We start from the raw sequence: 16451 nt of genomic DNA, 5'->3' as shown, positions 1-16451 counted from the left end.
TTATCCTGAGATAAAGGGCGTTTTTTATCTTTATAATATATGTCGATAAAGAACATATTGCTGCCTAATATTTCGGCCGCGGCTTTTTTGATAGCCGACAAACTCAAAAAAGAGGGCGTCGCGAATACCCTTTTTGTCTGCCGGGACGAACAGGAAATGGAAGATTTCATCTTCGCTTTAAAAACCTTCGCCCCGCAAAAAGATTTCATTTCCCCATTGATAGGGGAAGACAAATACTCCCTAAGCGCCGGGCTTTACGATATTTATTCTTCTGACAAACCCGTCGCCGCGGCGGCTTTATATTCCGCCTGCGCCAAAGAATTGCCCGGCAAAAAGGATTTCTCGGACGGGATAATCAATTTAAATATAGCCCAAACCATAACCAGGGGGGACTTGCTCTTTAAACTGGAAAAATACGGCTACGAACGCGCGGACTTTACAGAAAAATCCGGCCAATACGCCGTAAGGGGTTCCGTGGTCGATATTTTCAGCCCCAATTACGAAAGCCCGTGCAGAATATACTTCAGCGGTAATATGGTAAGCACGCTATCTTTGTTTGATATAGAAACGCAAAACACCAAGGAGAATTTGGAAAGCTATGCCGTTTCCCCGCTCGCCTTTGAAAAAACACCCTCCAATTTGGCTAACTGGACAAAAGATTTTGAGGTTTTTCTCTACAATCCGCCAGAACAGGCCGCGGCCCTATTGCCGCAGGCGCAAACCGCTTTTTATAATTTGCCCGTAGAGGGCTTTGAAGACGGCGGGCTAAAGCAGAACACCTCCCTTAACGCAGATTTTAAACTTTTCGATTCATTGGCGGGCGAGCGACTGAGAGAGGGTTACTCCCTAAAACTATACTGCCTTAATATGGGCGAGCTGAGAAGACTGCAGGACGTCTTCGCCGATTATGAAAATCTGCGTAAAATTCCCCTTCTGATAGCCCCGTTAAGAGAAGGCTTTTACAGCCCCAAAGGAAAATTCGTAATCTATACTTCCACTCAAGTTTTGAACAGGACTTACAGGGGCTCCTCGCTGATAAAGAAATTCGACAGCAATCAAGCCAAGCATATCCGTTTTAAGGAGCTGGAAACTGGTGATTATATCGTGCATCAGGAACACGGCATAGGCCGCTACCAGGGAATGAAAACCCTCATGAATGACGGTCTTCCCGTAGACTGTCTTATTATCGAATACAAACGCGGCGAGAAACTTTACATTCCCGTAAGCGATTTCAGGAAAATACAAAAATACATAGGTTTGAAAGGCAAAGCTCCCAGGATTTCATCTCTCAGCGGAAATGCTTGGCGCGAGGTTAAGAAAAGAGTAAAAGAAGACGCACAGAAAACCGCCAAGGAAATTTTACGCCTTGAAGCGCTGCGCAGAGCCAATAAAGCCCAAGAACTGTTTGGCGACGATAGACTCGAGCGGGAATTCGCCGATTCCTTCCCCTACGAACAAACGCCGGACCAAACCAAAGCCATAGAGGAGATTATGGCCGATTTGATACAGTCCCGCCCGATGGACAGGGTTCTTATAGGCGACGTAGGCTTCGGCAAGACGGAAGTGGCGATGCGCGCGGCTTTGCGCGCGGCCTTAAGCGGAACGCAGGTGCTTGTACTGGTGCCGACCACCGTCTTGGCCGCCCAGCATTATAAAACCTTCACGCAGAGAATGGCCGCCTTCCCCGTAACGATAGAAATGCTATGCCGCTTCCAGACGAAAAAGGAACAAAAAGACATCGTCGGAAGGATAAAGAAGGGAGTTGTAGACATAGCCATAGGCACACACAGGCTTCTTTCAAAAGACGTTGATTTCAAAAATCTCGGCCTTTGCATCATAGACGAGGAACATCGCTTCGGCGTAAAACAGAAAGAGAAAATAAAAGCCAAGTCCCTGGGGGTGCACACCTTAATGCTTTCGGCCACCCCGATACCCAGAACTTTAAACCAATCGCTTTCCAGCTTGAGGGAAATGTCGATAATCCAAACGCCGCCGCAGGGCAGAATGTCGATAAAAACCAGAGTATTGCCTTACAGCGACGAACTGGTAACCACTGCCATACGGGAGGAAATCGCCCGCGGCGGACAAGTGTTTTATCTTTACAACAAGGTCGAAACCATGCAGGAAAAACTGTCTTATCTGCAAAGACTGCTGCCCGAAGTCCGCATTTGCGCCGCACACGGACAAATGGACGAACGCTCCCTGGAAAATACCCTTTGGGATTTTTATAACAAACGCTACGACGTGCTTTTGGCTTCTACGATAATAGAATCGGGACTGGACGTCACCAACGCCAATACTCTTATAATAGAAAACGCACAGAATTTCGGGCTGGCGCAGTTATATCAGCTGCGCGGCAGAATAGGGCGCTCTTCAAACAAAGCGTTCTGCTACCTACTGCACCCGCAATGGCTTTTAAAGCGAAAAGAGGAAGAAGTGGAATACTCGGTGGATAGTTTCTTCGGGAAAATAGCCAAGAAGAAAAAAGTCGTCAACGACGAAGCCCGCAAACGCCTCAGCGCGATAATGGAATTTAGCGAGCTGGGCAGCGGCTTTAAACTAGCCCTGCGCGATTTGGAAATAAGGGGCGGCGGCGAATTGCTTGGCGTACGCCAACACGGATACGTAAACGAGGTCGGCCTTTCCTTATACTGCGATTTGGTGGCCAACGAAGTCAAAAAACTCAAAGGTATACCTGTAGCAAGAACCTTATACGCCACCACCAACTTCAAAGTGCCGGCCTATATCCCGCCCGATTATATGCCTAATGATAACGAACGTCTTAGATATTATAAAGAGTTTATGGTATCGGATTACGAAGGCAAAAAACTGCTGTTGGCCAAATTGGAAAATATGGCGGGCAAAGCCCCTAAGGAACTGCTTAACCTGATAGAGATTATGCAGCTGTCCATGGACGCGGGCAAAATAAATATCCGACATATAGAAAGCGGGGAGAATTTTACGGAATTTTTCTTTACACGAACCTTTAAAATACCGGAACACTCAATCGGCAAACTGCTGGAAGTTTTCCGCCAAAATTTGAAGTTCCTTCCCGCACCCAACGGCGACGGCCTTAGAATATACCATAAAAACGGCGAGCCTATCGCGCAAGCCAAAAAACTTATGGCCATGTTAAACGCCGTAATGCTCTTCGAGCAAAACGCAAATGACGCCGCCCAAATAAAATAAAACATAATTTATACGGACTCCTTTCTGCCGCCGCCTGTACGAACATAACGCTTTTATCCGCCTTTATTGTCTTATCTGCCTTAAAACTGCTAAACTGTATGTATGAGGAAATTAACTCTTTTGGCAGCGGCTCTGCTTATACTGTGCGCCTGCGAGAAAATGCCGCTAAACAATAATACGCAAAGTGGGGACGTCCTGGCGACAGTGGCGGGCGAACCTATAACTAAAACCGATTTTGAAACGGAAGCGTCTTCTTTGGACGATTCGTTCCAAAAATATTTGGGCACGGATATCGGAAGGGAAAACTTCCTTAATTATTTGATCAACGAGAAACTTATCATAAAAGCCGCAAAGGACAGCGGCTTGGAAAAAGACCCAAAATATATTAAGGAAATAAAAGATATCGAAGATCAACAAAAAAGAAGCCTGGCCAAAGCAAAAGAGTATTCGCTTTCCAGATTGATGGCGCAAAAACTCTATGACGACGGTACAATAGCCGTAAGCGAAGAGGAAATAAAAGCCTACCACGATAAATATCCCTATCAGATCTATCTTATGGAAATAGTGCTGCAAGACGCCAAAGAAGCGGCCGACGTTACCCGCGCCATACGCAACGCGAAAACCAAACAAACGTTCCAGGACGCGGTAAAAAGATTTTCAAAAGATCCAGTTTCCAAGAAAAATAAAGGCGAATTGCCCCCCTTCATTCCTGGCGAATATCTGCCCCAGATAGAGGTGGCCGCGGCCAATACGCCCGCCTATCAGGTGCAAGGATTCATAAAAACGCCGCGCGGATTTCATATAATAATGAAAACGGGCGAAGAAAAACTTAGCTACAATAAAGCTAAGGACCGTATAAAAGAAATTTTGGAAAGACAAAAAATGGACGCCTACTTAAATTCCCTAAAAGGCAAGTACGGCGTGGAGGTAACAAATAATGAAAGCAAATAAAATAACCGTAATTATGGCGGCCTTATTTTTAGGTACGGCTCTGCTTAATGCGAAAGTGGTGGATTCCACCGTGGCGACGGTAAACGGAACTCCCATAATGAATTCCGAATATCAAAAAATAATAGACACCACAATGGAAGTCTACAAAAAGCAAAATCCGGCCCTGCTGGAAAATCAGGACAATGTAACGGCCATAAAAGAAGAAGTTTTAAACCAAATGATAATAGAGCAGCTCCTTTTACAAGCGGCAAAAGAACAGAATATAAAAGTAAAAGACAGCGAAGTCAACGAAAATGTAATAGAAATCAAAAAACGTTTTGAAAAGGACGAGAACGGCAAAACTCTCTCCGAAAAAGAAGCCCAAAAAGCCTTTAACGCGGAACTCAAAAAAGAAGGGCTTACCTATAAGCAATTTGAACAACGCATAAAAGATCAGCTTGCGGTAAAGAAGATGATAGACGCCGTCGCGAGAGAAAAGGCAAAGGCTCCCACCAAGGAGCAGACCGAACAGCTCTACGACGATATACGCGTATTGATGAAAGGCAACGAAACGGAAATAAAGAAGCTTTCCAGAGAAAGACTCACCTTGGCCGCCCCCTTAGCCGCGAAACTTACCCAGCTTACTGCGGAGCAAATAAAACTCTCCCCCATATTCATAAAGGTGGATAAAAACGCCACGCAGGCCAACTGGAAACTTAAAGAGAAGGAGGCCAAAGACATTAAAAAACAAATAACCTCCGGCAAGATTACTTTTGTCGAGGCGATAGAGAAATACTCCAACGACAAAGCCGCTTTGGCTACCGGCGGCGAAATGATTTTGATTAAAGGCCTTATGCCCAAAGATTTTGACGAAAAAGTATTCAATATCAAAGTAGGCGCGATTAGCGACCCCATCAAGACGGACGACGGCTACTATATAATAAAAGTTAACGAGAAAAAAGCGCAGAAAGACTTTACCTATAAAGATATAGAACCCGAATTGGCCCAGTTCCTGACAGCTACGGAAATGCAAAAAGCCAATTTGGATTATTTGGCCTCGCTTAAAGATAAAGCGGAAATTAAGGTAATGGTCAAATTTGAATATTCGCAGCCGGCAAATGCCTCTGCGGACGGAAAAGCGCAATCGGCAAAAGACGGCGCTAAAGCGGAGTCCGACAAGGCAAAAGCCGAGCCCGCCAAAACCGAAAATAAAAAATAGCTTTAGGCTTATTTCAAAGGGCGGGGCGGTCCCGCCCTTTTTTAATTTATGAAAAAAATAATAATAACTTTGGGCGACCCCTACGGCATAGGGCCCGAAACAACTTTCAAGGCTTTAAAAAAAATCAAACCAGGCGCGGCGGAATTTACGCTGATCGGAGATATTGAAAACTTTAAAAAATTCGGCCCGCTTAAGGGCGATATAAAATATATCGACATAAAATCCCCCTTTCGTGCCCCCAAAGAGGCAAAACTATCAAAACGGGGCGGAGATGTTTCTTTTAAAGCTCTTAAAAAGGCGGTGGATTTAATGCTCGCCAAACAAGCCGACGCTCTTGTTACCGCACCAATATCAAAAGAGGCCTGGCAAAAAGCGGGCGTAAAATATATGGGGCATACAGAATTTCTAAGAGATAAAGCCGCGCGGGAAGGTGCCCTTATGACGTTTAAAAGCGGCAAATTGATTTGCGCCCTGATAACCGAACATTACGCCGTAAAAGATTTAAGCAAAGCCATAGATAAAAAACGCATTAAAGACGCCGCCAGAATATTGGCAAACATCGCGGGGAGAAATACTCCCATTGAAGTTTCCGCCCTCAATCCTCATTGCGGCGACGGCGGCAAGATAGGAAAAGAGGAAATCCAAACGATAATGCCGGCAGTAAAAGAGCTTAAAAAAGAAGGCCTCAACATATCAGGCCCATATCCGATAGACGCTCTGTGGCTTCGGCATAAGAAAGGGCTTAGCGGAGCGATTTTAATAACTTACCACGACGCGGCGCTGCTCGGCCTCAAATTGGCCGCCAAAGAGCCTGTAATACACATAACCGCGGGCCTTAAATTTTTAAGAGTATCGCCGACGCACGGCACCGCTTTTGACATCGCGGGCAAAAACAAAGCCGACGAATCTTCAATGCTCGCGGCAGTTAAATACGCTTTATCCAAATAGGATCAAACAACAAGGGAAAATCGGCCTACTCTCTAAGAGCGGTTAAAGCCAAAACTTCCCGCGCGCCGTTTTCCTTTAGAATGCGGGCGCATTCTTCCAAAGTGGCGCCGGTAGTGCAAACGTCGTCAATCAAAATAAAAGCCTTGCCTTTGACATCGGCCCCGGCTTTTAAGGCGAAAGCGTCTTTTATATTCTCTTTGCGTTCGGCGCGCCCGAGCGAAGTTTGGCTTTTTGTCTTGCGCGTTCTTATCAATATATCGTTTACTTCCACACCGTTTAATTTGGAAAGTTCTTTTGCCAGGAGAAAAGCCTGATTAAAACCCCTTTCCCTCAAGCGGCGGGTGTGTATGGGTACGGGCGTCATAAACTCCGCCTCAAAATAAGGCGGATTTTCCTTATATGTTTTATACATTAAAGCGGCGAAGAATTTGGATATGTCGGTATATTTTTCGTATTTAAACGAATGGATTAAAGAACGTGAAGGCTCATTGAAAACCAAGGAAGAGCGTATAAACGAACATTTATATTTTGAGGCTTTGCCGCCGCGGCAGTTAAAACAATAGGCCCCGCCGTTTTTTAAAGGCAGTCCGCAGCGGCGGCAGATAAGCCCTTCGCAGCGCTCAAGTTTAAGCAAACATTCCCTGCACAGCAAAGCGGGATTTGACTTCGGGATATCCCGCCCGCAGCAAAAACAGGTCCGCGGGAAAAATAAATGCAAAAACAAATCGCGCGCTTTTATAAAAATTTTCCGATTCATAAACAATGCCGCTAGAACTGTATCGTAAGGACGGTGCCGATATTGTAAGCGGTATAAGAATCCTCCGCTATATAAAGATGTTTGAAATTCTGGAAAGCGCCGGAAAGCGTTATGCGCATATTTTTGGAAATTTCATAATCCAAACTAGTTGTAATATCCAAGAGATCGCGGTTTTCTTCCACGGTAAAAGAACGCCTGCGCGAATAGCTGGCGGTTGTATTCCATATCACGCGGTTTGTCATAAGATACTGCGCGCCCAAAATCGGCAGGCGGAAGCTGAAAGGCAAATTGAAGTCCACCCGGATATTAAGGCTGGGTACGATTTCCTCCACGCTGTCGACCAAGACGTCGCCCACTTCCTCGCTGCGGTCATAGATATAGGTTATCTTGGGAGTAAAACGGAAGGCGCGATGCGAGAAAGAAGTCTGAGCGGAAAAATCTTTCCTCAAATAGCTCGCCAAAGGCTGATTGACCAACAAGTCCGTTTGGTCCTGCGTCTGTTGCGTATAGCTTAAAGTTGTGTCAAAATAATTAAAAAGCACAAAGCGCAAATCGCCGCCGTAGGCGATATCTTCCTTATAGCTGGTGCCGAGGGTTTCGTTAGTAGATAAGGCATATTTGAGTTTCAAATTTGTGCCGGAAAGTATATTATCAGAAGCGCCAAACAGTTTTTCCAGCTCGTCTATATAGAAAACCACGTCCGGCAAAGTGGAAGTTACCGTTTCGTACTGCGAGCCCAAATCCTCACTGGTCTGATAGCTTTGCGAGAAGTTGTTTATTATGGAAATCGTTTTTATCGGTGCGGCCATCCCGCTAAAGCCGTACTCCTTAAAAGGCGACCACCTCATAGCCGCGCTATAAGTGTCGCGCAAAGTCATGCTGCTCCTGTAACTATAAGGCGAATTTAAGCCCATGGAACTCCTAAGCCAAAGTTTGTCCAAAGTCTCGAAGGAATCAGGTACATTTTCCCATGCGTCGCCGTCTTGCATTCTGTAAGAGCCAGATATCGTAAGCGCGGAAAATAATTTTGATTTGGGCAGCATATCGCGCCCGTTTAAAGAGAGCGACACATTTCCCTCAGAACTTCTGTTAATACTTTTTACGTCGCCAATGTCAAAAGTATAGGTGTTATCGTTCACTTTATAGGAAGTGGGCGTAAGGTTATTGTTCTCGTTAATGCTGACGCTGTAACTGGCGGTAGGGGTAAGCCAGGGTGCTATCCTGAACGCAGTACTGATTGAGGCCGTCTCCGCGGCCGATTTGCTGTACTTTTTGTTTCTGAATTCCTCTATCCCGACGGAAGCATCGTAATATTTTCTCTTTTCGTCGGCGGTGCTTAGAGTGTAGCTTGGTACGATGGAAGTACCCTGCCAAGGAGAAAGCGTCATCTTAAAATTATAGTTTTGCGTGGTGGTGTCGCTGTTATAGCTGGTGCCCTGCGCGGCGATAAGCTGCGAATCGCTGTAATCTATCTTGCTCTTTACCAGAGAAGTGCCCGCCGAAAGGCTTTTTATTATATTGTCCTTGCTCTTGGCGGTATGGTTAAGGGTAAGGCTGTAAGTGTCGCTGTCGTCGTTTCTTTCCAACATTTGATAGTCGGCGTTTTCAAAAGAATAATTCACGCCTATCTGAGGGAAGTTGGAATTTATATATTCCGCGTTTATGCTGCCGCTGTCGCGGTTTACCTCGCCTTTATCCAAGAGGCTGACCGTATTGCTGCTGTTATAACCCAAAACGTCCGGCGTTACGGTATTGGAACGGTTATATTTGGCGTTGATGGGCAAATTTTTAAATCTCTTAAATTTGAAGTAATAATCTTCCTGAGTATTCTTCTGATTGGCCGCCACCGCCACCGGCGTTTGGAAGTTCTCATCGACATAAGTTACCTTGCCGCCCGCGTCAAACCAATTATCCACGCTTACCTGCGCCTGCGCCATATAGGCGTTGCCGACGGTTACGATTGATTCCGCCAGGAAAATATCGTCCAGCCATACCTCACCCTGCGGAGTTGTCCCGCCGCTTTTCATAATACCGGAAGTTATTATACCAACCCTCTTGTAATTTAACATCCCCTCATTGGTGATGGTTGCATCGTATTTGGAAACATTTTCCCACCTGTCGGGGATATTGTCGCCGTTGGTATCTATAAGTTCCAAACTGTACAGATGCCAGGCGTCTTTAAAATTGAGAGGGACTCGCACCTCGCTGTAATTGTTTTCATCGGCCGCTATACGCAGGAAGAAATATGTATCCTCGTCTATTTCGCCGTTATTGTAAAGTAAAAATCTAAATTGTTTGTGCTTGGAAAAATCCATCGCGCTGAAGTTCCTCTGCACCGAAACCTTATCAAGCAGCGGATTCTTGCTGAAGTCGTACTGCAAAGCAAGTGACTGCTCTTCTATATTGTTTGTACCGTCGTCTTTCTTTAAATCGTTTACAGAACCGTATAAAGTTCGGAAGACTTCCCCTCCGTCGCCGTTATCGCTGAAAATAGGCTTATAGTTCATATTGTCGACATTGTTTATGCCGTAGCTTAAAAGGACTTCCTCATCTGTATCAAGCGGCTGCCACACGCTGCCAGATACACCCAAAGACGCTATTTTGATTTGGCCTTTAAGTTTACCGCCGTTGGGGTTTCTCTTTAAGGTAATGCGCATTTGCTGTATGGAAGTCCAGTCAGTACCCCAAACATTTGTGGCGGAGCCGAAATCCACCTCCTGATTAAAAGTCTTCCAGCCGCTGAAGTTTATCTCCCCGCCCGGTAGGCCGTTAATCTCCTGCCCCGCAAAACCGAAATTGCCGCCCGAAGTCAAATCTTCAGAATCCAATAAACCGTTGCCGTTTAAGTCCTGCGTTTCTATCACGCCCGTAGGCTGAGGCCAAGGATTATAAACGTTATTGGCAAAAGGATTGTATCTCTGATACGAGCCGTCCGGGTTGATGTAAAGCCAGCCCATATCTTCGGAATTGGTCAATTTCCCGGTACATCTTAAATCTTCCGTCTTGGGGACGGTGTTCATTCCCGCTACATAGTATTTACTGCATACCGGGAAAATCTGATCCAGCGAAAATCCGTCCGCCAACAATGCGCTGTAATCGGTGTAATTGTCAGACATTTCGTTTATCGTACCAAACGAAATATTGATAAGCGGGCCGTTTTCTTCGCCTTGCATAGTCAGTTCGAACAATGTCTTGTTGGAGAAGTCGACCCCCGAACTGCTTATCGGGTAGACTATGGATACCTCGTCCCTGTCGCCAAAGCCCTTATCCTGCGCTATGCTGAAATCGTAATCTATCAACAGTACGTTTTGCTTGTCGTCGCCGTTGGCTATCGCGGAAGGGTTTATCTGAAGCATCGGAATATCCTGTGAATCCCATTTAATGGCATCAAAGAAGTTTGTGCCCGCAGTGGGGTTTGAAGCTATTTTCCAATCGCTGTATATAGTGGAGGCTTTTACGTATTCTTTGGTTTCTTCCATACTGTCCACCATTGCGTAACCGAAAAGGTTTTCGTCTTTTCTGCTTTGCGCCGCCTCCGCGCCCAAAGTTACGTGCACGCCGTCAACCACTTCCACATTGTCCACCTTAAAATCCGCTTCCATAGCCATCAAGCTGCTTGTCGTCGCCCCGACATTGGGCACACGTTTTGGCTCGCTGCCCGATTCGTTCAATAAACTGGCGCCGACGGATATTTTATCGGTAAAATCATAATTGAACCGCCCGCCCATAAGCGCCGTATCCTCACTGCCGCCGGCAACATCGTAGGTAACATCAACAACGCTGTTTGAGCCTATCAAATCGGAATTGTAGAAAGTTATAAAGCCCGAAGCATAATCGACGTAATAGTCTTTATTGCGCTCCATAGTCGCCCCGTTTACTTTTACAGTTTCGGATTGGACGACTAAATCAGGCTCCAAAAAGTAGGTCTTTACCGTAGAGGTATATTGCACGAAAAAATATCTGTTTGTGGAAGACGCCGGCGTAGCGTTATACAAGCTGACGTCGCTGAATCTGCCGCCTATCTTAAATATACCCTTATCGTAATCGACGGTAAATTGGCAAAAGGGGCGGCTGTCATTGGCGGCGCAAACTTCCGTGCCGTCGGATTCAAGCAATTTCAAAATAAAATTGCCGCTGCCGTCGTCGCGCGTGATTTGCGTGGTGCCTATACTGTAATAGCGCTTCATCTCCAGCTGATAATCCAGTTCGTCGTTTGAAACAAGCGGGCGTTCGTTATTTGTCTTTATTAGTATCGGATAACCGTCCGGCTGGGCGGAACTGGCCCAAACCCCCTGCGAGTTTTGATAATCTATCGCTACGACATCCGTCGCGCTGAGGCCGTTGTTGAATATTAGGATATTTTGGTTATAGTCTATCGTGTAATCCACGCCGCGCGTCAGCAATTTGAAGGCCGCCGTCCCGCCGTTGGTGGGATATACGGCGCCGGTTTTTATATCCACCGCCTTGCTCGCCACCTGATAACCGCCGTTGGTATGATCGTCAATATAAACCTTTTCCGTACCCTGTTTTATGGCGTAGGTCCACTGCGTGCTGGTGCTGGCGCCGGTTTGATAGCCGAAGGTCAAATCGTAATACTTGCGTCTGATATATTGCAAGTCTTTTATGTTTACCGTTTCAAAGACGCTATCGCCTTTGAACTGCTTACTTTTGTTCTCGCCTTTGTTTTGGCTGCCGATAAGCCTTAAATGCGCGTCACCGTATTGAAGGTGCATTTTCGCGCCGAAAACCTGTTTGCTGTAAGATATAAACTCCGTTCCCGGCAGGGATAATTCTATATCGCCGAAGTCCGCACTTTGGACAATCTCGCCCGGCTTGCCACGATAGGATACTCCTATATTTTGGGCGTCTTCGCGCTGATCGTCATAATCGATGTCTACAAAGATTCTGTCGCTTATCTTGCCCTGCACCTTAAGCTGCATTTCCTGCTCAAACTCCATACTGCTTGTATCTCGGTCGGTTACGGTGCTTTTATTCTCTTTATATTTTTTTGCGTCATACTTGATGCCGAAAGTCTTTCGCCCCGTCATCGATATTGTGGTACCGTATATCGGCAAGAGGAGAGAGGGGTTTAATATTTCGATATACTCCGTAGCCTGCTCCCTAAGCTGGACTCCGCCGTCCATATCCTTTATCACTTTTTCCAGATAGGCGCGGTTATATTTGTAATATTCGTCCTCATCTTCGGAAGAATCTTCCTCATAAGGCAAAAGGAGCGGTTTATCCTCGGCCAAAAAGCCGTATTTGGAAGGCTCAAAAAGTTTTATCCCGTCGCCGAAGCGATTGGGATCTTTAAAGACCGAATTTTCAAAACCCTGTTCGCGCTCCTGCGCGGCGGAAGGCGCCGCAACCTCCGCGCCGTATGCGCTGAGGCCCAGACCTTCCGTCATCAAACAAAAGCTTAAAACCAGTCTTAATATCTTTTTAAGCACAAAGTCCTCCATTTTAGATTTTATAAAAAATAATAAGCAAGCGTATCATTTATATGCTTGCTTATTAAATATGTAAAATATTATGTTTAATATTAAATAGTTATATTCTTAGGATTTCAAACTCCACATAAGCCACTATCGCAAAAAGGCCAACAGGCAGCCAGCCGGCCACTATCGGGTTTATCATTCCGCTTTGGCCGGCGGAAGTGAGCATGGAAACTATCCACCAAAAAGTAAAGCCTATCGCTATCGCCGCGACTATGTTAAGCAGTTTGCTCGAACGCTTTAAAGCTATCGCGAAGGGCATACCCAAAAGGCACATTATCACCGTGGCGAAAGGCGCGGCCAGTTTCGCGTTTAGGAAAGTTTCCTCCTGATAGCTGGTAAGCCCGCTCGCCTTTAAAAATTTTATGCGTCTTAGCAAATCGCTTATACTGAGATAAGAAGCCTTCGCGCTGCCCACCGCTATTTGATCGGGCGGCACGGAAAAATCGGAATCCATAATATCAAAACTTTCCTCTTTTATACTGGCATTCTTGCCGAAGTTTCTGGTAAAACCGTCTTCAAACACCCATACGCCTTTGCCTTCGTTCCAAACAAAGCGCCGCGCGCTTATTTGAGAGCTTATCGCCCAGTTATCATCGTAAACGTCTATAAACATACCTTCCATAAGGCCTTCATCGGCCTTGACCGTTTTCGCGAAAAGCACGCGCTTGCCGTCCAGCCTCAGAGTAACGTCGTTTTGAACGTTAAAATACCAATCCTTTTCACCCCTTATTTTGCGCTGGCGGGTAAGTTCTGCTTTCTTGCTCATATCCGGCACGAAAAATTCCTGCACGCAAAAGCCTGCCGCCGCTATTATGAAAATACATAAAATCAAAGGTTTGAATATCTGCCTTACCGAATATCCACCCGCCAAGCACGCAGTCCATTCCCCACCGGAAATCATATCCGATATCACAAACAGCGCGCTGAGCAGACACGCTACGGGCAATACTTGTATCAGCCAGGAAGGCATAGTCAAAAAGCTGTACTTAAGAACCAAGGCCAAAGTAGTGCCGTAGGTGTTTATCCAGCGCATTTTTTCCAAGCTGTCGCCCAAGAATATCAACACGGCAAATATGCTGATAATAAATACAAAGGGGCCCCAAAATTTCTTGGCTATGTATCTGTCTATAATCTTCATCAGTCTGAAAGCCTCTTCTTCCACAAATAAACGCCCGCCGCCAAACCGGCTATTACCGGCAAAAACGGCGCGCTATATACCAAAAATGTAATATCGGTCTTTTCCGCTACGCTGTTGCCTATGGTTATCAGCCCGAAATAAGCAAAGATAAACGCCAAGCTGTATATCATCGCGCCGGCGCGGCCTGCTTTTTTGGTGGTGATAAAAGCTACCGGGCAGCTTAAAAGAAAAAATATCAAAGGGCATAAAGCCATAGACATACGATAGCTAATCGCGGGGCGATACTCCCGCCACTCCTTTTCCCCCATTGAATCCTTGCCTTGCCTTACCGCTTTAATAAGCGCCGGCGTTGTAAGCTCGGCCGCTTTTAAACGACGGTCGTCAGTACTCTTTTGGCTTAGAGGGATATAAACTTCGTACTTATTAAATTCGGAGGTGATTATCTTCCTGCTTTCCAAAGAATATACCCTCTGCATCTGCCCCTTAAATAAAGTGAGCCTTATTCCCTGCGAACCTATATCAACCTTGCCTCTGGAAGCATTCACCTTAGTGCTTAGGGCGCTGTCGTCGTTTTTGCGAGAGAGATGGACCTGATAGATAATATTATTGTCCTTATCGACGTCTTCGGCGAATAAATCCCAATCGCCCAAATCGATGAAAGTGCGCGGTTCTATGTTTACTTTCGATATTTTGGAGACTATATCTTCCTTGCTTTGCTCCACATGGTGGCGGCCCAAAGGGCTGAGCCAGCCGTTAAGGCCCGTCATTACGGCCACAAGCAACAGCGCGAAAATAAGGACAGGGCGCGCTATTTCCGTAAAAGAAAAACCCGCCGCGCGCAGCGCCATAATCTCGCCCGTCTGGCCCATGGAGGTAAGCGTCATCAAAATGGCGATCTGCAAAGCCATAGGCACACTAAGCACCAATATATCGGGCACCATATACAGCATAGTGGAAAACACCCAAAACACGTCGGCGCCGTAGTTCATGGCATATGTAAATATTTGGGAGAACTGCCCCATAAAAACGACAAAAACGAATACGAACAATATTCCAAAAAAGAATATCGTCAAATTTTTTGATATATATCTAAATATTATTCCCGGCACAGAATTATTTTAGCAAATATATACAAGCCCCGTTGCGCGGGCGCGCAAAAGGCGGAAAGCGAAATATCTTGCCAAGCATATTTGCGGCGCGTCTTTCCTTTTGGCTTAAATTTTTGTATATTGCTTTAACAGATTTATATATTTATGAGGTATTTATGGCCAATGATATCAAGTTTTCTACCGCCGGGTTCAGAGGCACCATCGCGGAAAATGTTACCGCCCAAACCATTTACAGACTCTCCGTTGGCATAGCCGAGCATATCTTTACGGACGAATATTACGGATTTGAAGGCGAAGGATACCAAAAGCATATACACGAAAGAGGTTTTAAATTCAAAAGGCCGCTTGTGATAGTGGGCACCGATACCAGATTTATGTCGGATAAATTCGCCGATATAGTCTGCGACGTTTTGGCCTCAAAAGGCATAAGCGTCAAGAGAGCGTTTTATCCTTTGCCTACGCCGGTAGCTGAATGGGCGGTGCTTAAGGAAGGCGCCGTAGGCGCGGTGGTAATCACCGCCAGCGAAGCCGATTATACCCAAAACGGCCTTAAATGGATTTCCTATTACGGCGGTATAGCCAATAACGAGGTTATCGCCGACATAGAAGCCAATACCCCTGCCGCCAGTTCCGTAAAAGAACTGCCGGAGTTCGGCTACAAAAATTCGGCGGTAAGCGAATTTAACTTTAGAGACGAATATATCAAACATTTGGCCTCTTTGATAAACGTAAAAGCGATAAAGAAAGCAAAACTCAAAGTGGGCATAGATCCTCTTTTTGGCACGGCTGACAATTATTTTAGGGAATTTTTGAAACTCTGCGGCTGCGAAGTGGAGGGCCTGCACGAAGGCACGGACGTGCTTTTCGGGGGCAAGGTCCCCAATGCCGGGCCGATAGCCCTCGCGGAGTTAAGCAAATTGGTGGTTAAAAAGAAACTTGACGTCGGTATCGCCTGCAACAGCGACTGCGATAAATTCGGCATAATCGGGCCCGACGGTTATTGGATATCCCCCAACCAAATCGCGCCTATACTGCTGGAACATATAATAGAATACCGCGGCCAAAAAGGCAGGGTATGCAGAAGTTTAATCACCACAAATTTGATAGACGAAGTGGCAAAAGCGCACGGTTTGGCGGTAAGGGAAACGCCTGTCGGATTTAAATACATAAACGAACTTATGATGACAGGCCAATACATCTTCGGTGCGGAAGAATCGGGCGGCATAGCCATATCAAACCACATGCCAGACAAAGACGGTTTGGCGGCTTGTATGCTCACGTTGGAAATGCTGGCGGTAAGCGGCAAAACGCTAAAACAGTTGTTTAAGGATTTCTACAAGAAATACAATATGTATTACGACAAAAAGGTCAGCATACCCAAGCGCGAACTTGAAATCAACCAAATTATGGAGAAGTTGAACCTCCGTCCGCCGCTGTCCATCAACAAAACTTCCGTTTGGAGAATAGACCAAACAGACGGATTTAAATTTATTTTAAGGAACGGCAGCTGGCTGGCTTTAAGGCCTTCCGGCACGGAACATCTGATAAGGATCTACGCCGAGGCTAAGGAAGAAGCGGCACCCGCGAAATTGATAGCCGAAGCCCAAAAGATAATACAGTCTTTATCGGAAGATTAAAGCCGTCCTTAACAGGGGGTATAAGT

General features: G+C 46.0%; 9 protein-coding genes. 5 read left to right on the top strand and 4 right to left on the bottom strand.

The features are described from left to right. Window positions 1–39 precede the first annotated feature (39 nt). The 4 genes from ACQY3M_RS05610 to ACQY3M_RS05595 all read left to right on the top strand — a co-directional run bounded on the left by ACQY3M_RS05610 (window position 40) and on the right by ACQY3M_RS05595 (window position 6286). On the top strand, window positions 40–3189 hold the full coding sequence (locus ACQY3M_RS05610; protein ID WP_428066628.1) for a DEAD/DEAH box helicase: 3150 nt from the start codon (window positions 40–42) through the stop codon (window positions 3187–3189). Window positions 3190–3291: 102 nt separating this feature from the next. Beyond that, window positions 3292–4140 carry a peptidylprolyl isomerase gene (locus tag ACQY3M_RS05605; protein WP_428066627.1) on the top strand — a complete coding sequence of 283 codons (849 nt, stop codon included), beginning with the start codon at window positions 3292–3294 and terminating at the stop codon, window positions 4138–4140. Further along, the gene (locus ACQY3M_RS05600) at window positions 4127–5338 is read left to right on the top strand and encodes a peptidylprolyl isomerase (RefSeq protein ID WP_428066626.1); all 1212 of its coding nucleotides are present in this window, start codon (window positions 4127–4129) and stop codon (window positions 5336–5338) included. The genes ACQY3M_RS05605 and ACQY3M_RS05600 overlap by 14 nt, the downstream gene beginning before the upstream one ends. A 48-nt stretch (window positions 5339–5386) precedes the next feature. Next, window positions 5387–6286 (top strand): PdxA family dehydrogenase, encoded by a 900-nt coding sequence (locus ACQY3M_RS05595; protein ID WP_428066624.1) that lies wholly within the window; start codon window positions 5387–5389, stop codon window positions 6284–6286. 25 nt (window positions 6287–6311) lie between these two features. Here ACQY3M_RS05595 and ACQY3M_RS05590 read toward each other — a convergent pair whose 3' ends face one another. The 4 genes from ACQY3M_RS05590 to ACQY3M_RS05575 form a co-directional block, all read right to left on the bottom strand. Then, complete coding sequence (locus ACQY3M_RS05590) at window positions 6312–7043, bottom strand: ComF family protein (RefSeq protein WP_428066622.1); 732 nt, start codon at window positions 7041–7043, stop codon at window positions 6312–6314. An 11-nt stretch (window positions 7044–7054) separates the two neighbouring features. Continuing rightward, entirely contained in the window at window positions 7055–12493 is a 5439-nt protein-coding gene (locus ACQY3M_RS05585) for a hypothetical protein (protein WP_428066620.1), read from the bottom strand. A gap of 100 nt (window positions 12494–12593) precedes the next feature. Further along, the gene (locus ACQY3M_RS05580) at window positions 12594–13703 is read right to left on the bottom strand and encodes an LptF/LptG family permease (protein ID WP_428066618.1); all 1110 of its coding nucleotides are present in this window, start codon (window positions 13701–13703) and stop codon (window positions 12594–12596) included. Next, the gene (locus tag ACQY3M_RS05575; RefSeq protein WP_428066617.1) at window positions 13679–14788 is read right to left on the bottom strand and encodes an LptF/LptG family permease; all 1110 of its coding nucleotides are present in this window, start codon (window positions 14786–14788) and stop codon (window positions 13679–13681) included. Before ACQY3M_RS05575 ends, ACQY3M_RS05580 begins: the two co-directional genes overlap by 25 nt. A gap of 155 nt (window positions 14789–14943) precedes the next feature. Between ACQY3M_RS05575 and ACQY3M_RS05570 the strand changes: the two genes are divergently transcribed. Then, a complete protein-coding gene (locus ACQY3M_RS05570; protein ID WP_428066615.1) occupies window positions 14944–16425 on the top strand; it encodes a hypothetical protein in 1482 nt (493 codons plus the stop codon). The last annotated feature ends 26 nt before the right edge of the window (window positions 16426–16451 follow it).

The sequence above is a fragment of the Candidatus Proelusimicrobium volucris genome (assembly GCF_959605025.1).
Classification (GTDB): Bacteria; Elusimicrobiota; Elusimicrobia; order Elusimicrobiales; family Elusimicrobiaceae; genus Proelusimicrobium; species Proelusimicrobium volucris.
This window is presented reverse-complemented; position numbering and strand designations above follow the sequence as displayed.